At 53.8% G+C, this 24,347-nt stretch carries 28 protein-coding genes, 1 pseudogene and 1 other annotated feature; of the genes and pseudogenes, 19 read left to right on the top strand and 10 right to left on the bottom strand.

Annotated features, from left to right (window positions below; all coding sequences use genetic code 11):
- Nucleotides 1-335: 335 nt before the first annotated feature.
- Nucleotides 336-1,484 carry a PAAR domain-containing protein gene (locus ACOTZF_RS16330; protein WP_038985418.1) on the top strand — a complete coding sequence of 383 codons (1,149 nt, stop codon included), beginning with the start codon at nt 336-338 and terminating at the stop codon, nt 1,482-1,484.
- Nucleotides 1,474-1,737, top strand: a complete 264-nt coding sequence (locus tag ACOTZF_RS16325) for a hypothetical protein (RefSeq protein WP_038985416.1) — start codon at nt 1,474-1,476, stop codon at nt 1,735-1,737. Before ACOTZF_RS16330 ends, ACOTZF_RS16325 begins: the two co-directional genes overlap by 11 nt.
- A 319-nt stretch (nt 1,738-2,056) precedes the next feature.
- Here ACOTZF_RS16325 and ACOTZF_RS16320 read toward each other — a convergent pair whose 3' ends face one another.
- Nucleotides 2,057-2,677 carry an L-threonylcarbamoyladenylate synthase gene (locus tag ACOTZF_RS16320; protein WP_013096362.1) on the bottom strand — a complete coding sequence of 207 codons (621 nt, stop codon included), beginning with the start codon at nt 2,675-2,677 and terminating at the stop codon, nt 2,057-2,059.
- A complete protein-coding gene (rnm, locus tag ACOTZF_RS16315) occupies nt 2,674-3,555 on the bottom strand; it encodes an RNase RNM (protein ID WP_013096361.1) in 882 nt (293 codons plus the stop codon). The genes ACOTZF_RS16320 and rnm overlap by 4 nt, the downstream gene beginning before the upstream one ends.
- Nucleotides 3,556-3,694: 139 nt before the next feature.
- On the opposite strand from rnm, the gene trpL reads away from it, so the two are divergent.
- From trpL to ACOTZF_RS16265, 10 genes are all read left to right on the top strand, one after another.
- Nucleotides 3,695-3,739, top strand: a complete 45-nt coding sequence (gene trpL / locus ACOTZF_RS16310) for a trp operon leader peptide (protein WP_106993556.1) — start codon at nt 3,695-3,697, stop codon at nt 3,737-3,739.
- Nucleotides 3,716-3,809 (top strand) — a sequence feature (Trp leader region). It overlaps the preceding gene by 24 nt.
- A 25-nt stretch (nt 3,810-3,834) precedes the next feature.
- A complete protein-coding gene (locus tag ACOTZF_RS16305; protein ID WP_038985413.1) occupies nt 3,835-5,397 on the top strand; it encodes an anthranilate synthase component 1 in 1,563 nt (520 codons plus the stop codon).
- Complete coding sequence (gene trpD, locus ACOTZF_RS16300; protein ID WP_129317579.1) at nt 5,397-6,992, top strand: bifunctional anthranilate synthase glutamate amidotransferase component TrpG/anthranilate phosphoribosyltransferase TrpD; 1,596 nt, start codon at nt 5,397-5,399, stop codon at nt 6,990-6,992. Before ACOTZF_RS16305 ends, trpD begins: the two co-directional genes overlap by 1 nt.
- Nucleotides 6,993-6,995: 3 nt before the next feature.
- Nucleotides 6,996-8,354, top strand: coding sequence for a bifunctional indole-3-glycerol-phosphate synthase TrpC/phosphoribosylanthranilate isomerase TrpF (trpCF, locus tag ACOTZF_RS16295; protein ID WP_038985412.1), 1,359 nt, complete (start codon nt 6,996-6,998; stop codon nt 8,352-8,354).
- Nucleotides 8,355-8,364: 10 nt separating this feature from the next.
- Nucleotides 8,365-9,558 (top strand): tryptophan synthase subunit beta, encoded by a 1,194-nt coding sequence (gene trpB, locus ACOTZF_RS16290; RefSeq protein WP_038985407.1) that lies wholly within the window; start codon nt 8,365-8,367, stop codon nt 9,556-9,558.
- Nucleotides 9,558-10,367, top strand: coding sequence for a tryptophan synthase subunit alpha (gene trpA / locus ACOTZF_RS16285; protein ID WP_038419688.1), 810 nt, complete (start codon nt 9,558-9,560; stop codon nt 10,365-10,367). The genes trpB and trpA overlap by 1 nt, the downstream gene beginning before the upstream one ends.
- A gap of 182 nt (nt 10,368-10,549) precedes the next feature.
- Nucleotides 10,550-11,761, top strand: a complete 1,212-nt coding sequence (gene yedE / locus ACOTZF_RS16280) for a selenium metabolism membrane protein YedE/FdhT (protein WP_038985406.1) — start codon at nt 10,550-10,552, stop codon at nt 11,759-11,761.
- Nucleotides 11,758-11,991 carry a sulfurtransferase-like selenium metabolism protein YedF gene (gene yedF / locus ACOTZF_RS16275; RefSeq protein WP_013096288.1) on the top strand — a complete coding sequence of 78 codons (234 nt, stop codon included), beginning with the start codon at nt 11,758-11,760 and terminating at the stop codon, nt 11,989-11,991. The genes yedE and yedF overlap by 4 nt, the downstream gene beginning before the upstream one ends.
- Before the next feature lie 132 nt (nt 11,992-12,123).
- Nucleotides 12,124-12,558: a universal stress protein UspF gene (uspF, locus tag ACOTZF_RS16270; RefSeq protein WP_013096287.1), complete on the top strand. Its 435-nt coding sequence runs from the start codon at nt 12,124-12,126 to the stop codon at nt 12,556-12,558.
- A gap of 86 nt (nt 12,559-12,644) precedes the next feature.
- Nucleotides 12,645-13,049 (top strand): cell envelope integrity TolA C-terminal domain-containing protein, encoded by a 405-nt coding sequence (locus ACOTZF_RS16265; RefSeq protein WP_023620264.1) that lies wholly within the window; start codon nt 12,645-12,647, stop codon nt 13,047-13,049.
- Between the two features lie 53 nt (nt 13,050-13,102).
- Here ACOTZF_RS16265 and ompW read toward each other — a convergent pair whose 3' ends face one another.
- Nucleotides 13,103-13,735 (bottom strand): outer membrane protein OmpW, encoded by a 633-nt coding sequence (ompW, locus tag ACOTZF_RS16260; RefSeq protein ID WP_013096285.1) that lies wholly within the window; start codon nt 13,733-13,735, stop codon nt 13,103-13,105.
- A 281-nt stretch (nt 13,736-14,016) separates the two neighbouring features.
- Between ompW and ACOTZF_RS16255 the strand changes: the two genes are divergently transcribed.
- The 4 genes from ACOTZF_RS16255 to yciA all read left to right on the top strand — a co-directional run bounded on the left by ACOTZF_RS16255 (nt 14,017) and on the right by yciA (nt 16,287).
- Nucleotides 14,017-14,421, top strand: a complete 405-nt coding sequence (locus ACOTZF_RS16255; protein ID WP_013096284.1) for a YkgJ family cysteine cluster protein — start codon at nt 14,017-14,019, stop codon at nt 14,419-14,421.
- Between the two features lie 25 nt (nt 14,422-14,446).
- Nucleotides 14,447-15,190, top strand: coding sequence for a YciC family protein (locus ACOTZF_RS16250; RefSeq protein ID WP_013096283.1), 744 nt, complete (start codon nt 14,447-14,449; stop codon nt 15,188-15,190).
- Between the two features lie 56 nt (nt 15,191-15,246).
- A complete protein-coding gene (locus ACOTZF_RS16245; RefSeq protein ID WP_013096282.1) occupies nt 15,247-15,786 on the top strand; it encodes a septation protein A in 540 nt (179 codons plus the stop codon).
- A gap of 105 nt (nt 15,787-15,891) precedes the next feature.
- A complete protein-coding gene (gene yciA, locus ACOTZF_RS16240) occupies nt 15,892-16,287 on the top strand; it encodes an acyl-CoA thioester hydrolase YciA (protein ID WP_013096281.1) in 396 nt (131 codons plus the stop codon).
- A gap of 38 nt (nt 16,288-16,325) precedes the next feature.
- On the opposite strand, the gene tonB is transcribed toward yciA, so the two are convergent.
- On the bottom strand, nt 16,326-17,051 hold the full coding sequence (gene tonB, locus ACOTZF_RS16235; RefSeq protein ID WP_013096280.1) for a TonB system transport protein TonB: 726 nt from the start codon (nt 17,049-17,051) through the stop codon (nt 16,326-16,328).
- Between the two features lie 220 nt (nt 17,052-17,271).
- Between tonB and ACOTZF_RS16230 the strand changes: the two genes are divergently transcribed.
- On the top strand, nt 17,272-17,568 hold the full coding sequence (locus ACOTZF_RS16230) for a YciI family protein (protein ID WP_008502794.1): 297 nt from the start codon (nt 17,272-17,274) through the stop codon (nt 17,566-17,568).
- A 36-nt stretch (nt 17,569-17,604) separates the two neighbouring features.
- On the opposite strand, the pseudogene leuE reads toward ACOTZF_RS16230, so the two are convergent.
- Together leuE and ACOTZF_RS16220 are read right to left on the bottom strand one after the other, a co-directional pair.
- Nucleotides 17,605-18,241 (bottom strand): annotated as a pseudogene (gene leuE, locus ACOTZF_RS16225) (leucine efflux protein LeuE).
- Between the two features lie 107 nt (nt 18,242-18,348).
- Nucleotides 18,349-18,522, bottom strand: coding sequence for a YciY family protein (locus ACOTZF_RS16220; RefSeq protein WP_086528096.1), 174 nt, complete (start codon nt 18,520-18,522; stop codon nt 18,349-18,351).
- A gap of 144 nt (nt 18,523-18,666) precedes the next feature.
- Here ACOTZF_RS16220 and cls point away from each other — a divergent pair, with 144 nt between their 5' ends.
- Together cls and ACOTZF_RS16210 are read left to right on the top strand one after the other, a co-directional pair.
- A complete protein-coding gene (cls, locus tag ACOTZF_RS16215) occupies nt 18,667-20,127 on the top strand; it encodes a cardiolipin synthase (protein WP_020690926.1) in 1,461 nt (486 codons plus the stop codon).
- Nucleotides 20,128-20,160: 33 nt separating this feature from the next.
- Nucleotides 20,161-20,490, top strand: a complete 330-nt coding sequence (locus ACOTZF_RS16210) for an HI1450 family dsDNA-mimic protein (protein WP_013096276.1) — start codon at nt 20,161-20,163, stop codon at nt 20,488-20,490.
- Nucleotides 20,491-20,517: 27 nt separating this feature from the next.
- Here the strand turns inward: ACOTZF_RS16210 and ACOTZF_RS16205 are convergent, their stop codons facing one another.
- Genes ACOTZF_RS16205 through oppC form a run of 4 tightly spaced genes read right to left on the bottom strand, consistent with a single transcriptional unit; the run spans nt 20,518 to nt 24,336 of the window.
- Nucleotides 20,518-21,387: an ion transporter gene (locus ACOTZF_RS16205; protein WP_038985402.1), complete on the bottom strand. Its 870-nt coding sequence runs from the start codon at nt 21,385-21,387 to the stop codon at nt 20,518-20,520.
- A 14-nt stretch (nt 21,388-21,401) separates the two neighbouring features.
- Nucleotides 21,402-22,406, bottom strand: a complete 1,005-nt coding sequence (oppF, locus tag ACOTZF_RS16200; protein WP_020690924.1) for a murein tripeptide/oligopeptide ABC transporter ATP-binding protein OppF — start codon at nt 22,404-22,406, stop codon at nt 21,402-21,404.
- The gene (locus ACOTZF_RS16195; protein WP_013096273.1) at nt 22,403-23,416 is read right to left on the bottom strand and encodes an ABC transporter ATP-binding protein; all 1,014 of its coding nucleotides are present in this window, start codon (nt 23,414-23,416) and stop codon (nt 22,403-22,405) included. Before ACOTZF_RS16195 ends, oppF begins: the two co-directional genes overlap by 4 nt.
- A gap of 11 nt (nt 23,417-23,427) precedes the next feature.
- A complete protein-coding gene (gene oppC, locus ACOTZF_RS16190) occupies nt 23,428-24,336 on the bottom strand; it encodes an oligopeptide ABC transporter permease OppC (protein WP_013096272.1) in 909 nt (302 codons plus the stop codon).
- Nucleotides 24,337-24,347: the final 11 nt, after the last annotated feature.

Here is a 24,347-nt window from a genome sequence, read left to right as displayed (position 1 = left end):
AATAATGAGCTAACTTAAAAAGCATCTCATTGTCATGTAAGTACTTATTACATTAAAGGGTGTCTCATTTAGTACACCCGCATAAACGTGACCCGGCATATTACATTAACTTCGAAAGGAATGCTTCTTCACGTTTCATTTGTTTAAGTCTGGCTGCTGATAGTCTGGGCCAGGACTCATTGGTTATGAACCCGGTTTCCCGAAACATCCCTTTTGTCCGAAAAGAGTGAACGAGCCTTTGATACAATTTTACTTTAGTTCGACCATTATTGCCCATGAAGTAATTGTATGTAAAATAGTCACCTCGTTAATTTCCATTAAGAATAGAGGGATTTATGGCAATGGGTTTTTACCTTCGGGAGGGTGACCCGACTACCTGCAGAGGGAAGATACTGACCGGGGATGAAACGCTAAGTTGGTATGGTGTAGCCGGAGCGCGGGAAGGTGACCTGGTTTCATGCGGCAATCATCCGGGGACATATAAAATATTAGGAGGCACATCTGACACGTGGGACGATGGAAGAAGACTGGCGGGAACACTGGACAGCGTCAGTTCCTGTCCGTGTAAGGCCAGGTTCATCCCTACTATTCCTGACTGTTATGAACAAGATACTCTCTCTTCGTTGAAACATTCAGGTATCACAGAAGAGATCCTTACATCAACATTTCTCCCACAGTCAGATCCTGAACAACATGCACAGGCAGCGAAGAAGCAAAATAGCTTTGCTGACACCTGCAAGCCAGAAGATAACCCGCTACTTAACGGCGTTTACCTCTGGACTGAAACAACAAGTGCAGGTCATGCTTTCGTTTCGGTGCATGAGAATAACAGCATTTATCTCTACACCTATGGACGCTATGGGCGTACTGATAAAAGTACCTTCACTGGGGATGGAATTTTAGACTTTTTCCAAGATGAAGATGCGCGTAAGTATTACCGATACGAACTTTATGAAATGGGTGCTCGCGCTTTCCGCATTGATGATGCAGATTCCAAAAGAACCCGTAAATTCTTCGAAAACCTTTGGATTGGCGGTGTAGCACCAATTCAAACGCCAAACATGCAAGACGGTACAAAGCGAAGAGGCCGCACGATTGATAAGTATGATGTGACTGGTAGCAACTGTACCACCCACTCAGTTGAGGGGATCAAGTTTGCTGGCTCAAAGTTATTCGATCACGGTTACACATCCACGACAACACAGCTACCAATCAACATAGAAGAAGATTTTACTATTCCGGTATCACTGCAAAGTTATCTTGAATCAAAGAGTGCAGACTTCTCCTCAATGCTCGTTGTCGAAATGACTAATACATTCAAACAGCAGTACCCTAACACCGAGAAAAATAGCCCTCAACCAATGGGAGGGAGTGCAAAAATTCAACAAGCTGCTGCCGATTCCGCTGCTGTTGCAGGCTCAACATCCCCATACTCAGGCGGTACAGTTGGCGGTTCATTGGGAAGCACTTACGATGATGAATAAGAAGTTCTGGATCAGGTGGATGAGTATCGCGCTGATCTGCGTAGCGTATTACGTTATCGTGCTTTATTTCGATCTTGTCTTCGCTCTTAACTTTTCAGAGACAATGAGCCAAGGCGGAGAATTTACCCCTTCTCAATGCACCTGGTTTGTTAAGGAGCTCTCGCAAAATCACTCTGATTCGGCTTTAGCCTCTATCATTGGTTTCGCTGTATGCATCCCTCTGATCCTGCTCATCTTCAAAAAAGTGAGATGACCGGCAAAGGCTGGAGATATCCAGCCTTTGCCCCTTTTCCCTGATTTTAGACAATAGAAGCCATAAAGCCCCGTTTGCGATACAGCAACATACGGAGTCGTTAAGCAAAAAACGAAGGAAAAGGTGTAAATTCATGATGGGAATCGAGATGTGACTAATAGCTGTCACACAAGCTGGTAACAACCACTAATCAAAAGAGATTAACTCATTGATTATAAATGATTTAATATTTATCTTGTGCGCCTTCACAGGCGTCGAATCAGGTCAAACCAGGGCTATGCCCTGATTTGATGGCCGCGTAGTATAGCTGCTTACACCTTTACAAGAAAGGCTTAACATCGCCAACGCCTTCGCGAATCACTTCCGGTGCATCTTCCGTTAAATCGACAACCGTGGTCGGCTGCTGACCGAGGTAACCGCCATGAATAATCAGCTCAACCACCTTTTCCAGACGGTCTTTGATCTCTTCCGGATCGGACTCGGTGAATTCACTGCCGGGCAGCATCAGCGAGGTTGAGAGCATCGGCTCACCCAGCGTTTCCAGCAAGGCCTGGGCAATCGGGTTAGACGGCACACGCATCCCGATGGTTTTGCGCTTTTCCTGTAACAGACGGCGCGGAACCTCTTTCGTCCCTTTCAGGATGAAGGTGTAGTTGCCCGGCGTGTTATTTTTAATCAGACGAAATGCCACGTTATCGACATAAGCATAGGTCGATAGCTCAGAGAGATCCCGGCACATCAGGGTAAAGTTGTGACCGTCCGGCAACTGGCGAATACGGCAAATACGCTCCATCGCCGCTTTATCTTCAATCTTACAGCCCAGCGCATAACCCGAATCCGTCGGGTAGACGATAACGCCCCCTTTACGCACGATCTCCACGGCCTGATTGATCAGGCGCGGCTGCGGATTATCCGGATGAATATAGAAAAACTGACTCATACTTCCCTCTCTTCAAGTTGCTGTGGCTGTTCCCAGAGCTGCCAGACAGGCTCAACGCCTGCGGGTAACCAAAGCTTGCGTCCCAGTTCTATCCACGCACAGGGCTGATGAAAATCTGAGCCTTGTGACGCCAGCAAACCAAACTGGCGGGCGTAGGTCGCAAGCTGCGAACGCTCGTTGGGCGCCTGCTGACACTGGGCGACTTCCATCGCCTCGCCACCGCATTCGGCAAAATGCGCCAGCAGTCTTTTCAGCCATTTAGCAGAAAGATTATACCGCCCCGGATGGGCCAGCACGGCCTTACCGCCAGAATGATGAATCACATCAATAGCTTGTTTTATTGTACACCACTGTGGCGGAACATATCCGGTTTTCCCGCGAGCCAGATAGCGTTTAAAGACATCCGCTATCGTTGTGGCCTTGCCGGCCTCAACCAGAAAACGGGCAAAATGACCGCGCGTTACCGCGCCCCCGTTTGCCAGCCTTTGTGCCCCTTCCAGTGCGCCCGGAATATGCGCCTTTTCCAGACGTTCAGCGATCATTTCTGCGCGCTGGTTGCGGCGCGTTTTTTGTTCTTGCAAAAACGCACACATTACCGGATGGTCTATATCAATGTTCAGGCCAACAATATGGATTTCGTGATTCTCCCAGACGGTCGATATCTCGACGCCAGGAACCAGTTTGAGTGCCAGACCACTGCGGGCAATCTCGGCGCGCGCGGCTGGAATGGCATCGGTTGTATCGTGATCGGTTATGGCCAGCGTGCCAACCCGCATTTCAACGGCACGATGCACCAACGCTTCGGGCGTCAGCAGACCATCGGAGGCCTGGGTATGGCTGTGTAAATCATAAATTACGGCGTAGGTGGTATCGCTCAAAGCACTTCCCGTCACAGGTTAGAGACATCTTAAAAGCCCATGATACCGACTTGCCACGAAATTCTGAAATCAAGGGTTGACAACACGCCATCGAACTAGTTAACTAGTACGAAAGTTCACACGAGAAAGGTATCTGAAAATGACTGCACATTTCACTCTGCACGGTTGGTGGCGCACTTCCTGATTCCCGGGCAGTGTCACACGTCTGCGTACAGCAAACAGATACCCGCCCGCTCATCAGCGGGCTTTTTTTTGAACAGAATAAATGAGAACAACATAATGCAAACAGCCAAACCACACCTCGAATTGCTGACCAGCGAGGCGGCCTATCGCCACAACCCAACCGCGCTGTTTCATCAGGTCTGCGGTGCGCGTCCAGCCACGTTGTTACTGGAATCCGCCGATATTGACAGCAAAGACGATCTCAAGAGCCTGCTGTTGGTGGACAGCGCGCTGCGCATTACGGCGTTAGGTGACACTGTCACTATCAAAGCGTTATCGGATAACGGTGCGGCTCTGCTGCCGTTACTGGATGTGAGCCTGCCTGCTGGTATTGAAAATGAACACCATCCTGAAATGCGCGTTCTGCACTTCCCGCCGGTGAGCCAGCTGCTGGACGAAGACGCGCGCCTGTGCTCTCTTTCCGTTTTTGATGCCTTCCGTCTGCTGCAAAATCTGGTCACCGTGCCGGAAGATGAACGCGAAGCAATGTTCTTTGGCGGGCTGTTTGCTTACGACCTGGTGGCCGGGTTCGAAGATTTACCGGACATTGAACAGGGTAACCGCTGCCCCGACTACTGCTTCTACCTGGCCGAAACCTTACTGGTGATCGACCACCAGAAAAAAAACACCCGTATTCAGGCAAGCCTCTTCACGCCATCCGCGACAGAGAAAAAACGCCTTGAGCAGCGTATTGAGCAGTTGCAGCAACAAATGACCGAAGCGCCGCCTGCGCTCCCTGTACATCGTGTCGAGAAAATGACCTGTGAGGTTAATCAGAGCGACGATCAGTACGGTGCCGTGGTTCGCCAGATGCAAAAAGCGATTCGCGCCGGAGAAATTTTCCAGGTTGTTCCTTCCCGTCGTTTCTCTCTGCCCTGCCCGTCGCCGCTCGCGGCCTATGACGTGCTGAAAAAGAGCAACCCAAGCCCGTACATGTTCTTTATGCAGGACAATGATTTCACCCTGTTTGGCGCATCCCCTGAAAGTTCACTGAAATATGACGCCACCAGCCGCCAGATTGAGATCTACCCGATTGCCGGAACCCGGCCACGCGGCCGTCGAGCCGATGGCTCGCTGGATCGCGATCTCGACAGCCGTATTGAGCTGGAAATGCGTACCGACCATAAAGAGCTCTCCGAGCATCTGATGCTGGTTGATCTGGCCCGTAACGACCTGGCGCGCATTTGTACCCCTGGCAGCCGCTACGTGGCGGACTTAACCAAGGTCGACCGCTACTCGTTTGTTATGCATCTGGTATCCCGCGTGGTGGGCGAACTGCGTAGCGACCTCGACGTGCTTCACGCCTACCGCGCCTGTATGAACATGGGCACGCTGAGCGGCGCGCCGAAAGTTCGCGCCATGCAGCTGATCGCGGCGGCTGAAGGGCGCCGTCGCGGCAGTTACGGTGGTGCAGTGGGCTACTTCACCGCCCATGGCGATCTGGATACCTGCATTGTGATCCGCTCCGCCTACGTTGAGGACGGTATCGCTACCGTGCAGGCAGGCGCAGGGATTGTTCTGGATTCTGTTCCGCAGTCTGAAGCTGACGAAACCCGCAGTAAAGCCCGCGCGGTATTGCGCGCCATTGCTACCGCACATCACGCACAGGAGATTTTCTGATGGCTGACATTCTGCTGCTCGATAACATCGACTCTTTTACCTATAACCTGGCAGATCAGCTGCGTGCGAATGGTCACAACGTCGTTATCTATCGTAACCATGTTCCGGCACAGACGCTGATAGACCGTCTGGCAACCATGCAAAACCCGGTGCTGATGCTCTCTCCTGGCCCAGGAGCCCCCAGTGAAGCGGGCTGTATGCCGGAGCTGCTGACCCGTATGCGCGGTAAACTGCCGATTATCGGTATCTGCCTGGGTCACCAGGCGATTGTGGAAGCCTATGGCGGCTACGTGGGTCAGGCAGGTGAGATCCTGCACGGCAAAGCCTCCAGCATTGAACATGACGGCCAGGCGATGTTTGCCGTCCTGCCAAATCCGCTGCCGGTTGCGCGCTATCACTCCCTGGTGGGCAGCAACATCCCGGCCGGGCTGACCATTAACGCGTCGTTTGAAGGGATGGTAATGGCCGTGCGTCACGATGCGGATCGCGTCTGCGGCATGCAGTTCCATCCGGAGTCGATTCTCACGACCCATGGCGCGCGACTGCTGGAGCAGACGCTGGACTGGGCGTTGCAGAAACTGGAGCAGACCAACACGCTGCAACCGATTCTGGAAAAGCTGTATCAGGCGCAGACCCTGAGCCAGCAGGAGAGCCACCAGCTCTTTTCTGCCGTGGTTCGCGGTGAGCTGAAACCTGAACAGCTGGCGGCCGCACTGGTTAGCATGAAAGTGCGCGGCGAAAGCCCGCAAGAAATCGCCGGTGCCGCCACGGCCCTGCTGGAAAATGCCGCCCCCTTCCCGCGCCCGGATTATCAGTTTGCGGATATCGTCGGCACCGGGGGCGATGGCAGCAATAGCATCAATATCTCCACCGCCAGTGCCTTCGTGGCCGCGGCGTGTGGCCTGAAGGTGGCGAAACACGGTAACCGCAGTGTCTCCAGCCGCTCGGGCTCGTCCGATTTGCTGGCTGCCTTCGGTATTAACCTGGATATGAACGCCGAACGCTCCCGTGAAGCGCTGGACGATCTGGGCGTCTGCTTCCTGTTTGCGCCGAAGTATCACACCGGTTTCCGCCATGCGATGCCGGTTCGTCAGCAACTCAAAACACGCACGCTGTTTAACGTACTGGGGCCGCTGATCAACCCGGCGCACCCGCCGCTGGCGCTGATTGGTGTTTACAGCCCGGAACTGGTTCTGCCAATTGCCGAAACCCTGCGCGTGCTCGGTTATCAGCGCGCGGCAGTAGTTCACAGCGGGGGAATGGATGAAGTGTCCCTTCACGCGCCAACTCTCGTCGCGGAACTGCGCAATGGCGAAATCCTGAGCTACCAGCTGGAAGCCGCCGACTTTGGTTTAACGCCGTATCATCAGGAGGCGCTGGCAGGCGGCACGCCGGAAGAAAACCGTGACATTCTCACGCGCTTATTACAAGGTAAGGGAGAGGTCGCCCATGAGGCAGCCGTGGCAGCCAACGTCGCCATGCTGATGCGATTGCACGGCGAAGAGGATCTCAAAGCCAACGCACAAAAAGTTCTGGACGTACTGCGCTCTGGTGCAGCTTACGATCGCGTTACCGCACTTGCGGCAAGAGGGTAAAGAATGCAGACCGTTTTAGCGAAAATCGTTGCCGATAAGGCCATCTGGGTGGAAGCCCGCAAAGCGCAGCAGCCGCTTGCCAGTTTTCAGAACGACGTCGTCCCAAGCAGCCGTCGTTTCTATGATGCCCTGCAGGGCGCGCGCACCGCATTTATTCTTGAGTGCAAGAAAGCCTCCCCGTCGAAAGGCGTTATCCGTGAGGATTTCGATCCGGCGCGTATTGCCGGTATTTATAAGCATCATGCGTCGGCGATCTCTGTGCTGACGGATGAGAAATATTTCCAGGGCAGCTTCGATTTTCTGCCTGTTGTCAGCAGCATCGCGCCGCAACCGATTCTGTGCAAAGACTTTATTATCGACCCGTATCAGATCTGGCTGGCGCGTTTTTACCAGGCTGACGCCTGCCTGCTGATGCTCTCGGTGCTCGACGACGAGCAGTATCGCCAGCTGGCTGCGGTGGCGCACAGCCTCAACATGGGCGTGCTGACCGAGGTGAGCAACGAAGAAGAGCTGGAGCGAGCCATTGCACTGCAGGCGAAAGTGGTCGGGATTAACAACCGCGATCTGCGCGATCTGTCAATTGACCTGAATCGTACGCGTCAGCTGGCACCGCGTCTGGGCTCTGGCGTGACTGTTATCAGTGAATCCGGGATCAACAGCTACGCCCAGGTGCGTGAGCTGAGTCACTTTGCCAACGGTTTCCTGATTGGCTCCGCGATGATGGCACATGACGATCTCAATGCCGCAGTGCGTCGGGTGCTGTTGGGTGAAAACAAAGTGTGCGGCTTAACCCGCGAACAGGATGCCCAGGCCGCCTATGAGGCGGGGGCTATTTACGGCGGGTTGATCTTTGTGGGCTCCTCACCGCGTGCAGTGAGCGATGAACAGGCACGCAAGGTGATAGCGGCAGCCCCACTCAGCTATGTGGGCGTCTTCCGTAACGCTGATATTGCGGACGTTACGGCAAAAGCCGAAGCGTTATCCCTTAGTGCAGTACAACTGCACGGTGATGAAGATCAGGCATACATCGATGCCCTGCGTGCCGGGCTGGCTCCTCAGGTTCAGATCTGGAAAGCGCAGAGCGTGGGCAGCACCCTGCCAGCACGTAACCTGAATCATGTTGATAAATACGTGCTCGATAACGGCCAGGGCGGTACAGGCCAGCGTTTTGACTGGTCACTGCTGAACGGCGAAGCGCTGGACAATGTCCTGCTGGCGGGTGGACTTAGCCCGGATAACTGTGTGGAAGCAGCCAAAACCGGCTGCGCGGGCCTCGATTTCAATTCAGGCGTAGAGTCGCAACCGGGCATCAAAGATGCCAGTAAGCTGGCCTCGGTATTTAAAACTCTGCGTGCATATTAAGGAAGAAAAAATGACGACATTACTTAACCCGTATTTTGGTGAGTTCGGCGGGATGTACGTTCCGCAGATCCTGATGCCCGCACTGCGCCAGCTGGAAGAAGCGTTTGTGAGCGCACAGAAAGATCCAGCGTTTCAGGCTGAATTTACCGACCTGCTGAAAAACTACGCGGGCCGTCCAACAGCGCTGACCAAATGCCGTAACCTGACTGCCGGCACCAAAACCACGCTGTACCTCAAGCGTGAAGACCTGCTGCACGGCGGCGCGCATAAAACCAACCAGGTGTTAGGACAGGCGCTGCTGGCAAAACGGATGGGCAAAACCGAGATCATCGCCGAAACCGGCGCGGGTCAGCACGGCGTGGCATCAGCACTGGCAAGCGCCCTGCTTGGCCTGAAATGCCGTATCTATATGGGGGCGAAAGACGTTGAGCGTCAGTCTCCGAACGTATTCCGTATGCGTCTGATGGGCGCAGAAGTGATCCCGGTTCACAGTGGTTCAGCCACGCTGAAAGATGCCTGTAACGAAGCGCTGCGCGACTGGTCTGGTAGCTATGAAACCGCGCACTACATGCTCGGCACGGCCGCTGGCCCGCACCCGTTCCCGACTATCGTGCGTGAATTCCAGCGCATGATTGGCGAAGAGACCAAAGCGCAGATCCTTGAAAAAGAAGGCCGTCTGCCGGACGCGGTGATTGCCTGCGTGGGCGGGGGATCAAACGCCATCGGGATGTTCGCTGATTTTATCGACGAAACCCGTGTTGGCCTGATCGGCGTGGAGCCAGCGGGTCACGGGATTGAAACCGGTGAGCACGGCGCTCCGCTGAAACATGGCCGCGTGGGGATCTACTTCGGCATGAAAGCGCCGATGATGCAGACCGATGAAGGTCAGATTGAAGAGTCGTACTCCATCTCTGCCGGTCTGGATTTCCCGTCCGTCGGGCCACAGCATGCGTTCCTGAACAGCACCGGACGCGCGGACTACGTCTCCATCACCGATGACGAAGCGCTGGAAGCGTTTAAGACGCTGTGCCGCAGCGAAGGGATCATCCCGGCACTGGAGTCTTCGCATGCTCTGGCGCATGCGCTGAAAATGATGAAAGAAACCCCGGAAAAAGAGCAACTGCTGGTCGTTAACCTTTCCGGTCGCGGTGATAAAGATATCTTCACCGTTCACGATATTCTGAAAGCACGAGGGGAAATCTGATGGAACGCTACGATAACGCATTTGCACAACTGAAATCCCGCCAGGAAGGCGCGTTCGTTCCCTTCGTCACGCTGGGCGATCCGGGCCCGGAGCAGTCGCTAAAAATTATCGACACCCTGATTGAAGCCGGTGCCGATGCGCTGGAGCTGGGGATCCCCTTCTCTGACCCTCTGGCGGATGGCCCGACCATTCAGAACGCCACCCTGCGTGCCTTTGCCGCGGGCGTGACCCCAACGCAATGTTTTGAGATGCTGGCCGCGATCCGTCAGAAGCACCCGACCATTCCGATTGGCCTGCTGATGTATGCCAACCTGGTGTTTAACCGCGGAATCGACGAATTTTATGCCGAGTGCGCGCGGGTCGGCGTTGACTCCGTGCTGGTGGCCGACGTCCCGGTTGAAGAGTCTGCACCATTCCGCCAGGCGGCTATGCGTCACAACGTAGCGCCGATTTTCATCTGCCCGCCAAACGCGGATGACGAACTGCTGCGCCAGATTGCCTCTTACGGCCGTGGTTACACCTACCTGCTCTCCCGCGCGGGCGTGACGGGTGCTGAAAACAAAGCCGCGCTGCCGCTGCATCATCTGGTAGAAAAACTGGCTGAATACCACGCAGCACCTCCGCTGCAGGGATTCGGGATTTCATCCCCGGATCAGGTTACGGCGGCAATTGACGCAAAAGCGGCAGGCGCGATCTCCGGCTCTGCTATCGTCAAAATCATTGAGAAGAACGTGGACAAACCCGAGCAGATGCTGGCTGAACTCAAAGCATTTGTTACGGCGATGAAAGCCGCAACGCGTAAAGCCTGATCCTTCCACCGTCTGGCGACTCAGCCAGACGGTCTTCCTCTTATATTCCCGCTATCACTTAAGCGTTACGCCAAAATTGATCCCATCGATATTTTCGGCGTGAATGGCTTTTCAAACCTTGCCGTAAGCGTATGATTTGGTCTCTTTTCGGCTTTAAACCTTCTGAGTTCAGAGGCTTACTCATGTCATGGCAATACTTCAAACAGACTTACCTGGTTAAGTTCTGGTCACCAGTACCGGCCGTCATCGCGGCGGGGATCCTTTCCACCTACTATTTCGGCATTACCGGCACCTTCTGGGCCGTTACCGGCGAATTCACCCGCTGGGGTGGGCAACTGCTGCAGCTCGCTGGCGTACATACCGAGGAGTGGGGTTACTATAAGCTTATTCATCTGGACGGCACGCCGCTGACCCGCATCGACGGTATGATGATTATCGGCATGTTCGGGGGCTGTTTTGCCGCCGCGCTGTGGGCTAACAACGTTAAGTTGCGAATGCCTAAAAGCCGGATACGCGTTATGCAGGCGATTGTCGGCGGTATGATTGCCGGATTCGGCGCCCGTCTGGCGATGGGGTGTAACCTGGCCGCTTTCTTTACCGGTATTCCACAGTTTTCGCTGCACGCCTGGTTTTTTGCTGTCGCCACGGCGATTGGCTCTTACTTTGGCGCGAAGTTTACCCTCCTGCCGCTGTTCCGCATTCCGGTCAAAATGGTGAAGGTCAGCGCTGCCTCGCCGCTGACGCAAAAGCCTTCTCAGGCGCGTCGTCGTTTTCGTCTCGGCATGCTGGTCTTTTTCGCCATGGTCGCCTGGGCGCTCTGTACGGCGCTCAACCAGCCTAAGCTGGGCCTGGCCATGTTGTTCGGTGTCGGTTTCGGCCTGCTGATAGAACGTGCGCAGATCTGCTTCACCTCGGCGTTTCGCGATATGTGGATCACCGGCCGTACAATGATGGCCAAAGCGATTATTGCGGGTATGGCGGTAAGCGCCATTGGCATCTTCAGCTATGTGCAGCTGGGTGTTGAGCCGAAAATCATGTGGGCTGGTCCGAACGCGGTGATTGGCGGCCTGCTGTTTGGCTTCGGAATTGTACTGGCTGGCGGGTGTGAAACCGGCTGGATGTACCGCGCGGTTGAAGGTCAGGTGCATTACTGGTGGGTAGGTCTGGGGAACGTCATCGGCTCCACCCTGCTGGCCTGGTACTGGGACGATTTGTCTCCGGTGCTGGCCACGAACTGGGACAAGGTGAATCTGCTCAGCACGTTTGGCCCGCTCGGCGGGCTGCTGGTGACCTACGCCCTGCTGCTGGTCGCTTTTTTACTGGTTGTCGCGCAAGAGAAACGCTTCTTTCGCCGTGCCACGGTTAAACCTGAACCCCAGGAGAATGCAGCATGAAAGAGATTGTGCCTGACTACCGCCTTGATATGGTCGGTGAACCGTGTCCTTACCCGGCTGTCGCTACGCTTGAAGCGCTCCCGCAGCTTCAAAAAGGGGAAATTCTGGAAGTGGTGAGCGACTGCCCGCAGTCCATCAACAACATTCCTCTGGATGCCAAAAACCACGGTTACACCGTACTGGATATTCAGCAGGATGGCCCGACCATTCGCTATCTTATCCAGAAGTAAACCGCCAGGTGACGGGGGGCGTCCCCCCCGTCAAAAAAGCTGCCTCACCTCCCATTTTGATGGCGAATACAGCGCCACTGAAAATGGTAGCACTACACTTAAAGTGGATAAAAAACAAACAGGAGGTGAGGTATGTTTAATTCAATTTTAGTCCCTGTCGATATCTCTGAAAGTCGTCTGACCGAACAGGTGATTCCCTATGTTCAGGCAAACGCAGCAATCGGTAACGGTAAAATCCATTTTCTGACGGTAGTGCCTTCTTTCCCTTACTATTCATCGCTTGGGCTGGCGTATTCGGTTGAAATGCCAAAGCTTGCGGAGATTCAGGAGGAAGCCCTTACGAAGCTCAAAGAGATGGTTAAGCAGTTCAATTTACCTGCCGATCGTGTGGAGACACACGCCATCTCAGGTGCGCCTAAAGATCAGATCCTGAAGCTGGCTGACAGTATCAACGCTGACCTCATTATCATTGCGTCCCATCGACCGGATATCACAACCTACCTTTTAGGTTCAAACGCGGCGGTTGTGGTACGCCATGCAAAATGCCCGGTGCTGGTTGTACGCTAGCGAGGCTGGTGAGAAACTTAAGCCCCGGAATTCCGGGGCTTATTTAAGACGTTGTACAATAAAATTTTCGATAAACGGACTTAACAATGAAAAAAGTAGTGATGCTGGTATGCCTTGCCACAGCAATAACGGGCTGTGCCCCTCTCGCGCCTGAAGGTTGTCAGAAGAAAACCGCTCTCGACTCGTGCTCCTATAAGCAGTCCGGTAAAGTCTCCGATAAGGATATCTATGGTCAACAGGCTGCCGCGATAAAGAAAGCGCTGGACTCGGCGCTGGCCGATCCGCACGCCTGGAATGGTAAGCGATGCAACATGCATCTCGACTTTACCATCGACGGGCTATTGCAGAACCTGGAGATAAAAGGCGGAGACAAAGCGTATTGCCAGGCTTTAGCCGACGCGGCAACACGGGCCACCTTCCCGCCCTTCACGGACGAGCGTGTGTTTCAGGATATGGGTTCTGCCCGCTGGAATATGGAGGGGCAACCGTAGAGGTAAGCCGGTAGAAAGACTGGCCATGTTCTGGCCAGTCCCGGAAAGTAGAATCAGAAACGATAACCCGCAGAGAACATAAATACCCATGGATCCAGACGGGTACTGATGCTTTGTTGCTGTCCGCCTGCCTTGAAGCGGACATCAGTATCGATATCCATATACCAGACCGAGGCGTTAATTAACCAGTCGCGGTTAATGAGATAGTCCATCCCCACCTGTCCTGCCACGCCCCATGAATCTTTCAGACTGAGATCGGTCAGTCCGGCCTCTTTACCGGTATCGTTAAACTTCTCATCAAAGAAGGTGGTGTAGTTCACGCCCGCGCCAATATAGGGGCGCAGTTTGCTGCTTGAGTCACCAAAGTACCACTGCGCCATCAGCGTTGGCGGCAGATGATGCACCGTGGCGATATCACCGGTTGGGCCTAAACCAACGCGATGACGGAATGGCGTCGCTGCCAGAAGCTCAACGCCAATGTTATCCGTCGCCATATACGTGAATGTTAAACCTAACTGGGTGTTGTTGCTGACGTTGAAGCCGCCCATTCCCAGCACGTTATCAGAACCTTCAGTTGGACGTACCGTTGCCGAACCGGCACGAATAAAGAATTCACCTGCTTCATGCGCATACGCGCCGCCAGAGAGACTGCTTAAGATAAGGGCTGCCACCGCTAATTTTTTCATATCCGCTCCATCGTTGTGGTTTTAGCTGCGGATGAGAATATACTCACAAATGAGTAATAAGTGATCTGTCACAGATCACATTAAAACCAGTAACTTAACATTCATTGATCTGGGTTAATTTTTGGTGACACACCGTAAGGCCAAAAGTTGTTCTTACGTCAATTTTTGGCATTTCCCGGTTACAAAATTTTCTGTTTCCCCCCTCTTGCTCTTCGAATGGCGGCTGGATAATTTAGCGCTCTCACAATGTGATTTGATGCGTTCTTTTTTGCAGGTGTGCCATGAGTGATATGAACCCGTGCATGACGTGCGGAGCCTGTTGTGCGTATTTTCGAGTCTCTTTCTACTGGGCCGAAGCCAGCGATGGCGGCGGCACCGTTCCGGTTCATCTCACTGAACCGTTATCCCCTTTTCTGCGCTGCATGAGCGGTACAAATCAAAAGCAGGCCCGCTGTGTGGCGTTACAAGGCGAGCCAGGCGTGTCGACCCGCTGCTCCATCTATGAGGATCGCCCCAGCCCGTGTCGGGACTTTACGATGTCTGGCGAAGAGGGTCAGGTCAACGAAGCTTGTAATCGCGCCCGCGCGCGCTTCGGATTACCGCCGCTTTACAAAGATATGCTTTTCCATACAAGCCTTGATGCTGCCACGACCGCGTTATCCGGTGTACAATTGCCGGCTAATTAACACCTGCAATACTCAAGGAGAGTGCATGTCTATCACGGCGAAGTCTGTCTACCGTGACACGGGAAACTTTTTCCGCAATCAGTTCGTAACCTTTTTACTGATCGCGTTGTTATGCGCCTTTATTACGGTGGTGCTGGGTCACGCGTTCTCTCCGAGTGACGAACAGATCGCCAGCCTGAGCCAGGGCGACCATCTTGCAGGTAGCGTGGGGTTGTTTGAGCTGGTGCAAAACATGACGCCAGAGCAGCAGCAAATCCTGCTGCGGGCCTCTGCTGCATCGACCTTCTCTGGACTGATCGGCAATGCCATTCTCGCGGGCGGTGTTCTGCTGATGATCCAGCTGGTTTCTGCAGGCCACCGCGTCAGCGCCTTACGGGCGATCGGTGCCAGCGCGCCGGTATTGCCTAAGCTGTTTATCCTCATCTTTTTAACCACCCTGCTGGTGCAGATGGGGATCATGCTCGTTGTGGTTCCAGGCGTACTGCTGGCTATCGTCCTCGCGTTCGCTCCGGTGATGGTGGTGCAGGACAAAATGGGGATCTTTACCGCCATGCGCAGCAGCATCAAACTGGCATGGGCCAATATGCGCCTGGTGGCACCGGCCGTAATTAGCTGGCTGCTGGCCAAAACGCTCCTGCTGCTGTTTGCCCCAAACTTTGCAGTCTTAACGCCGAACGTCGGTGCGGTGGTAGCCAACACGCTGAGTAACCTGATTTCAGCGATACTGCTGGTTTATCTGTTCCGCCTGTATATGTTAATTCGTCAGTAATCCTGTGGCCGGGTGCATCGCAAAACCCGGCCCCACACAGAAGATGGAATCACAGAATGAAGCAGTTTCTTGATTTTTTACCGCTGGTCGTGTTTTTCGCGTTTTATAAGCTGTATGACATTTATGCAGCCACGATGGCGCTGATCGTTGCTACCGCTATCGTGCTGATCTACAGCTGGGTTCGCTATCGTAAAGTCGAAAAAATGGCTCTGATTACGTTCGCACTGGTGGCCGTGTTCGGTGGGCTTACGCTGTTCTTTCACAACGATGAATTCATTAAATGGAAAGTCACCGTGATTTACGCGCTGTTTGCCGGTGCATTGCTGATCAGCCAGTGGGTAATGAAAAAGCCACTGATCCAGCGCATGCTGGGTAAAGAGCTGACGCTGCCACAGGAAGTATGGTCCCGTCTGAATATCGCCTGGGCGCTGTTCTTTATTCTTTGCGGCCTGGCGAATATCTACATCGCCTTCTGGCTGCCGCAGAATATCTGGGTCAACTTCAAGGTCTTTGGTCTGACGGCGCTGACGCTCATCTTCACTCTGTTAAGCGGTGTCTATATCTACCGGCACATGCCGCAGGATGATAAACACTGATGAATCCCCGACCAGAACGTGCACAACAGGCGTTCTGGTCTATTCTCTCCTGCCAAAAATCATAGTAGCATCCCGCCTGAAGTCTTCAGTTACGAGTTTAAAACAATGACAACAAATGACGCCCCTCAGGGCGAACTGGTTTTACGCACACTGGCAATGCCTGCGGACACGAATGCCAATGGCGATATTTTTGGCGGCTGGCTGATGTCGCAAATGGATATGGGCGGCGCAATTCTGGCAAAAGAGATCGCGCATGGTCGCGTTGTGACCGTCCGGGTGGATGGGATGACCTTCCTGCGCCCGGTCGCGGTGGGTGATGTGGTCTGCTGCTATGCACGCTGCGTCAAGCGCGGTAACACTTCCATTTCCATTAACATTGAAGTCTGGGTGAAAAAGGTCTCATCTGAACCGATTGGACAGCGTTATAAAGCAACAGAAGCGCTGTTTATTTATGTGGCAGTCGATAGCGAGGGCAAACCCCGGCAGTTGCCTCAGGCCTGATCTTCAGGCATAAAAAAGCCTCCTTGCGGAGGCTTTTCTTATTCCATCTGCGCCCCGCCGTTCAGGCGGAAAACAATATTAACGATCAACCCACTGCCTGGTTTGCCTGGCTCATAACGCCATCTGCGCATCGCCGATTTCACTTCACGCTCAAACATATTTGAAGGCTGAGCAGACAAGATTTCCACGTTATCAACACGCCCGTCCGGGGTGACGTCAAATTTGACCCGCACGCGACCTTCAATGCGCAACGCCTGAGCACGAGGAGGATATTGCGGCTGGTTGCGGCTCACGGCGCGCGGGCCAGCGGGCGCGGTTGGCGTCGGTTTTGCGGTCGCGGGCGTGTTATTCATCAACGGACGCGAAGGCGCTGTGTTTTCTACCCTCTGCGTAGCGCGTGGTTCAACCGGACGTTCTTCCCGTTTAGGGCGCTCCTCCACCTTTTTCACCGGTTTTGGTTTCGGCTTAGGCTTCGGTTTGGGTTCTGGCTTATGGATCACCACCGGCGCTTCCTTTGGTGGCTCCGGAACCGGCTCAGGTTCTGGTTCTGGTTCTGGCTCAGCAACCGGCTGCGGCGGTGGTGCAACCTGCGGCGGCTCAAGATCCGCAGGCGAGACCATCGTCACTGAAATGGGCTGCGAAGGCGCTGGCATTTCAATAACCTGATGAACCGAGGTATAGAGCAAACCCGCCACGACAGCACCGTGAATCACGACAGAAAGCAGCGTCGGCCAGGGAAAGCGGCGAGGTAAATCAAGGGTCATCGAAGTCATAATCATCAACGTTAAAAAACCGAATCCTGATTTTAAATGCAAATAGCAATCATATTCAATAAGACACTTTGTTCTGGCGCAATTTAGGCGCGGGAGAGGCCAAAAAAGAGGCATTCAGATCAGGGTATTAACATTGTTTTTATTTTACATTGCAGTCAGTTGTCCTTTCACATAACGTAACTGTCACTTTTAATGGTTAAGGAGCTTCACCGTGTTTTACGTGATTTACTCTGAAGATGTCGCTGATTCCCTGGAAAAACGCCAGTCTGTACGCCCTGCTCACCTCGCACGCTTACAGTTGCTACAGGATGAAGGGCGTTTACTGACTGCGGGCCCTATGCCAGCCGTCGACAGCAACGATCCGGGTGCTGCCGGTTTTTCTGGCTCCACGGTGATTGCCGAGTTTGAATCCCAGGAGGCCGCTCAGGCCTGGGCCGATGCCGATCCGTACGTTGCTGCGGGTGTTTATGCGAAAGTGACGGTTCGACCGTACAAAAAAGTGTTCTGATACTAAAAAAGGCTCCCTCAGGAGCCTTTCTTTCAATCAATGCAGCGATGCTAACCGCGCCGCAAACCCGACAAACAACAGTCCTATCAGGCCGTTCCCCAGCTTTGCCAGTTTCTTTTTCGTTTTCAGATAACGTGTGACAAAAGCGCCTGAGAAGATCAGGAAGCTCATATACATAAAGCTTATTAGCTCAAGCGTGGTCGCGAGGATCAGGAAAGAGGTACCGGTATTCTTCGCATTCACATCGATAAACTGAACAAAGAACGAGACGTAGAACAGAATCGCTTTCGGGTTCGTCAGGCTCAATACCAGCGAGCGTTTCATGATCATGCTGGCAGGCTCGGTACCGCTTTCATGCGTATTATTCTGACGGGTAATGACCGACCAAAGCATTTTGCCGCCCAGCCACAGCAGATAAAAAGCACCTAAATAACGTACGATATTAAACAGTACCGGTGTGGTCTGAATTAACGCGGCAACGCCCGCCCAGGCCAGGAACATCAGTACGGCATCGCCGATAAACACGCCGGTGGCGGCGAGATAGCCTTTTTTAACGCCGTGACCAATCCCGGTTTTCAGCACAAACAAAGTATTCGGCCCTGGCACCAGTACGATAAAAAATGCCCCCGACAACGTATGTCCAGAAATTCAGTACGCCAAACTCCGCAAACACTTCTCCCTCCTTTTGCTCAACACAACAGGAATAGCGCTGCAAAGACGCTATTCCCAACAACCAGACGCCATAAAATCATTGGGCACCTTGCGGTGCCCTGATGGTTCTCAGAAATCCTGGACTGCGAACAGCAACGCATTGCGGTGCCGGGTCATTCCACATTTCCTGATGGCGTGTATACGCATATTGCGGCGGGATTGTGCTTCCAGCCAACGAGCCTTACGACGGTTCACCTGTCGCAACATGCGCCAGCGCCCTACTTCAGTTCTACTGCGCTTCATGTCTACAACTCTTTCTTTAAAAGAGAGGCCATTATAAACCCAACCCTGCAGCAAACCAGCGCTTTTAGCTGGCGTTTTTATTTGCCAGATGATTCCTGATGCGTACACTCATAACAATACGCTTTCAAAAGGATTTTTTTACCTATGACAACCTTCTACACCGTGGTGAGTTGGCTGGTCATTCTGGGATACTGGCTGTTAATCGCGGGTGTGACATTGCGCATCCTGATGAAGCGCAGAGCCGTACCCTCTGCCATGGCCTGGCTTCTTATAATTTATATCCTGCCGCTGGTAGGAATTATTGCCTATCTCTCTTTCGGTGAACTTCATCTGGGCAAGCGTCGTGCCGAGCGTGCCCGGGCCATGTGGCCTTCCACCGCCAAATGGCTGAGCGATCTTAAAGCCTGTAAACACATCTTCGCAGAAGAAAACAGCAGCGTTGCCTCCTCATTATTTAAACTGTGTGAACTCAGACAAGGTATTGGAGGGGTAAAAGGCAATCAGCTCCAGCTGCTGACCTCTTCTGATGATGTCATGCAGGCCTTGATCCGCGATATTCAACTGGCTCGTCACAATATCGAGATGGTGTTCTATATCTGGCAGCCCGGCGGGATGGCAGACCAGGTGGCGGAATCGCTGATGGCTGCCGCACGTCGTGGCATTCACTGCCGTTTGATGCTCGACTCCGCAGGCAGCGTCGCCTTTTTCCGTAGCCCCTGGGCAGGGATGATGCGTAATGCCGGCATAGAAGTGGTCGAGGCGTTAAAGGTCAATTTACTGCGCGTTTTCCTGCGCCGAATGGATCTTCGCCAGCACCGCAAGATGATCATGATCGACAACTATATTGCCTATACCGGCAGCATGAACATGGTTGATCCCCGCTTCTTCAAGCAGGACTCGGGTGTCGGCCAGTGGATTGACCTGATGGCAAGGATGGAAGGACCGATTGCCACCTCCATGGGGATTGTCTATTCCTGTGACTGGGAGATAGAAACCGGTAAGCGTATTCTCCCGCCGCCACCGGATGGCAATATCATGCCCTTTGAAGAGGCCAGCGGACATACCATCCATACCATTGCCTCCGGGCCGGGTTTCCCGGAGGATTTAATCCATCAGGCGCTACTGACCGCCACTTACGCGGCGCGTGAATATTTGATCATGACCACGCCCTACTTCGTTCCGAGCGATGACCTGCTGCACGCAATCTGCACCGCAGCACAGCGCGGTGTCGATGTCAGCATCATTCTGCCACGCAAAAATGACTCGCTTCTGGTGGGCTGGGCCAGCCGCGCGTTCTTTAGCGAACTGCTTGCCGCCGGGGTAAAAATCTACCAGTTTGAAGGCGGGCTCCTGCATACCAAAAGCGTCCTCGTGGACGGTGAGTTAAGTCTGGTGGGCACGGTAAACCTGGATATGCGCAGCCTGTGGTTAAACTTTGAAATCACGCTGGTCATTGATGATGCCGGATTCGGCGGTGACCTGGCGGCGGTACAGGACGATTATATCTCCCGTTCGCGCCTGCTGGATGCCCGGCTGTGGGTAAAACGTCCGCTGTGGCAGAGAATTGCTGAACGACTGTTTTACTTCTTTAGTCCGTTGCTGTAAAACGTGCCCAACGATGTTTAACAGGTAGTCATCATGGAAATGGATCTGAACAATCGCCTGACCGAAGACGAAACGCTCGAGCAGGCCTATGACATTTTTCTCGAACTGGCGGTTGATAACCTCGATCCCGCAGATGTGATCCTCTTTAATCTGCAGTTCGAAGAGCGCGGCGGCGCGGAGTTATTCGACCCTGCAGAAGACTGGGCTGAGCACGTGGATTACGATCTCAATCCTGACTTCTTTGCCGAAGTGGTGATTGGGCTGGCAGATGAAGATGGTGGCGAAATTAATGACATCTTCGCCCGCGTGCTGCTCTGTCGCGAGAAAGACCATAAGCTGTGCCATATCATCTGGCGCGAATAGTAAAAGGCTGCGAATGCAGCCTTTTTTTTAATCCGGTAGCGCACTCCCGCAACGGTTACAGTAGCGGGCGTTAAGCTCATGTTCAGTCCGGTGACAACCCGGACATTTTCGCTGCTGTTTGCGGCTCTGAAATGCGCTGCTCATATGGGTTGTGATAAGACCTGTCGGAATGGCAATCACCGAATACCCAATCAGAATCAGCACCGATGCGACGATACGTCCAAGCGGCGTGTGCGGCGTGATATCCCCGTAGCCAACGGTCGTGACGGTGACAATGGCCCAATACACAGAGGCATTCAGCGTTGTGAAGCCATATTTTGGCCCTTCTATCAGGTACATCAACGCACCGAAAACAATCATGACGATCGCGATAAACGAGTAAAACAGAATGAGCTGATGCCGGGCACTGACTATTGCGCTCCAGAAGACCCGCAGAGACGGCATAAAACGCAGCAATTTCAGAATACGTAATACACGAATAACGCGCATCGCCCGCCATGCAAAGACATAGCTCAGGCTAATCTCCGGCCACAACCACATGACATAGAGCGGCAGGACGGTGGCTAAATCGATAAATCCCCAGAAGCTGAAAACATATCTCGCCGGGTTGGGCCAGCAGACGACCCGCAGCAGATATTCAGCAGTAAAGACCAGGGTAATAATCAGTTCGATCCAGACAAAAATATGCCATTCATCATAGGTCAGGTGATACTGCGTCCCGGCTCCCGATTCAAAGAAAATAACCACCACGCTGATGAGTGCAAACAGTCCGCAGATCCCTTCGAAGCGGCGTCCGGATATCGTTTTAGGATCGAATAAAAAATGATAAAGCCGCCGACGGGCTGAGGTGAATAGACTCGACACGGTAACCTCGCAAAAAATAAGGGCTGACATCATGTCAGCCCTTGCGATTATAACGGGTCTACTTTCAGGCAGGAAACCGCATGTCGGAAACTGCCTTCCAGAACCGGTCGTGTTTTCGCACACTCCGGCCCGGCCAGTGGGCATCGCGTACGGAACACGCAGCCTGATGGCGGATTAATCGGCGACGGCAATTCGCCTTCCAGCAGCTGGATGGTTTTATTTTTTTCCAGATCGGGATCGGGAATTGGCACCGCGGACATCAGCGCTTTGGTGTAGGGGTGCAGTGGATTGTGGTACACCTCATCATAGGTGCCCAGCTCCACGGCATGGCCCAGGTACATAACCAGTACGCGGTCAGAAATGTGCTTCACCACCGCCAGGTCGTGCGCAATGAAGATCAGCGACAGCCCCATCTCACGCTGCAGCTTCTGCAGCAGGTTAACCACCTGCGCCTGAATCGACACGTCCAGCGCGGAGACAGGCTCATCGCAGATGATCAGCTTCGGCTCAAGGATTAACGCGCGGGCAATACCGATACGCTGACACTGGCCGCCGGAGAATTCGTGCGGATAGCGGTTGATGAGGTTTGGCAGCAGCCCCACTTTCATCATCATCGCCTTAACACGATCGCGTACTTCCTGACGTGGCATCTTCGGATGATAGGTCCGCAGCGGCTCGGCAATGATTTCACCAATGGTCATACGCGGGTTTAAGGACGCCAGCGGATCCTGGAATATCATCTGGATATCGCTGCGTACGTCGCGCCACTCTTCGGGCTTCATCCCCAGCAGATCTTTACCCAGCCATGCCACTTTACCACCGGTCGCTTTCACCAGACCGATAATGGCACGCGCAAAGGTCGATTTACCGCAGCCGGACTCACCCACCACGCCCAGCGTTTCCCCTTCATACAGACGAAGCGTTACGCCATCCACAGCTTTCAGGGTCTTGGGCGGCTGCCAGAACCACTGTTTACCGTCTTTGATGTCGAAATGCACTTTAAGATCGGCAATTTCGAGCAGCACATTTCTTTTTTCATCTAATGCGTTCATACCAGCTCCTCCTGCGGCTTAAAGCAGGCGCGCAGACGGCCTGGTGCAAACTCTTCCAGCGGCGGAGCGCTGTTACAAATCTCCATCGCGTGCGGGCAGCGCGGCTGGAACGGGCAGCCTTTCGGCAGGCGCAGCAGGTTTGGCGGGTTGCCCGGAATGGTCAACAGGGATTCCCCTTCCGCATCAAGACGTGGCACCGCATTCAACAGGCCGATCGAGTACGGATGCGCAGGCTGATAGAAAACATCGCGCGCTTTGCCATATTCCATCGTACGACCAGCATACATCACCAGCACTTTGTCACAGATACCGGCAACCACGCCCAAATCGTGGGTGATCATGATAATCGCCGTGTTGAACTCACGCTTAAGCTCGTTCAGCAGGGTCATGATTTGCGCCTGGACGGTCACATCCAGCGCGGTGGTCGGTTCATCGGCAATCAGCAGTTTTGGACGACACAGCAGCGCCATGGCAATCATCACACGCTGACGCATACCGCCAGAGAACTCATGCGGGAACATGCGCATGCGCTTACGCGCCTCTGGCATTTTTACCGCATCGAGCATTTTAACGGACTCTTCAAAGGCTTCGGCTTTGCTCAACCCTTTGTGCAGCATCAGGACTTCCATCAGTTGCTCACCGACGCGCATGTACGGGTTCAACGAGGTCATCGGATCCTGGAAAATCATTGAAATCTGCTCAGCACGCAGCTTGTTCAGCTCGTGTTCAGGCAGGTTGAGGATCTCACGTCCGTTGAATTTGGCGGATCCGCCAATTACACCGTTTGCGGCCAGCAGCCCCATCAGCGCGAACGCCGTCTGAGATTTCCCGGAGCCGGATTCGCCCACGATACCCAGCGTTTCACCCGCGCGCAGGTTGAAGTTGAGATCGTTTACGGCGGTGACATCACCGTCCGGTGTCTTAAAGGTGACGCGGAGATCGTTTACATCCAGCAGAAGGTCACTCCGCTGTTGCGCCTGTGGCGCGGTTGCCGTTTCAATAATTGTCATGACGGCGCTCCTTAACGGTCTTTCGGGTCGAGGGCATCACGCAGGCCATCGCCGATAAAGTTGAAACAGAACAGGGTCACGACCAGGAAACCCGCCGGGTATAACAGCAGCCACGGTGAAACTTCCATTGAGTTTGCGCCGTCGCTCAACAGCGCGCCCCAGCTGCTCAGCGGCTCTTGCGTGCCCAGCCCAAGGAAGCTCAGGAAGGATTCAAACAGGATCATGCTTGGTACCAGCAGTGAGGCATACACCACCACCACGCCCAGCACGTTAGGAACAATGTGGCGGACAACGATATTCCCTGTTGATACACCCCCCACCTGCGCCGCTTCGATAAACTCTTTGCGTTTAAGGCTCAGCGTCTGGCCACGTACGATACGCGCCATATCCAGCCAGGAGACCATGCCGATGGCCACGAAGATCAACAGGATGTTCTGGCCGAAGAAGGTCACCAGCAGGATCACGAAGAACATGAACGGGAAGGAGTTTAAAATTTCCAGCAGACGCATCATGACCGAGTCCACTTTCCCGCCGAGATAGCCGGAGAGCGAGCCATAGAGCGTGCCGACGATCACGGCCACCAGCGCTGCTGCAATCCCCACCATCAATGAAATACGGCCCCCAATGGCAACGCGGACCAGCAGGTCACGGCCGGACGAGTCCGTACCAAAGTAGTGACCGGACTCCATATCCGGCGCACTGGACATCATGCCCCAGTCCGTATCGAAATAGGTGAATTGCGACAGCATCGGCGCCAGGGTCACAAACAGCGCGATCAGCACCAGAACAACCAGACTGGCGACCGCTGCGCGGTTATGCATAAAGCGACGGCGGGCGTCCTGCCAGAGGCTACGCCCTTCGACTTCCAGTTTTTCACTGAAGTTTTCCAGCGCCTCGCTGTTTTTCTTACTCAACATCATGGCGTGCTCCA

Origin of the sequence: Enterobacter cloacae complex sp. SHL021, from assembly GCF_049237765.1 — a bacterium.
Taxonomy (GTDB): domain Bacteria; phylum Pseudomonadota; class Gammaproteobacteria; order Enterobacterales; family Enterobacteriaceae; genus Enterobacter; species Enterobacter cloacae.
Note: the sequence above shows the minus strand (reverse complement) of the source record. Positions and strands in the feature narration are given on the sequence as shown.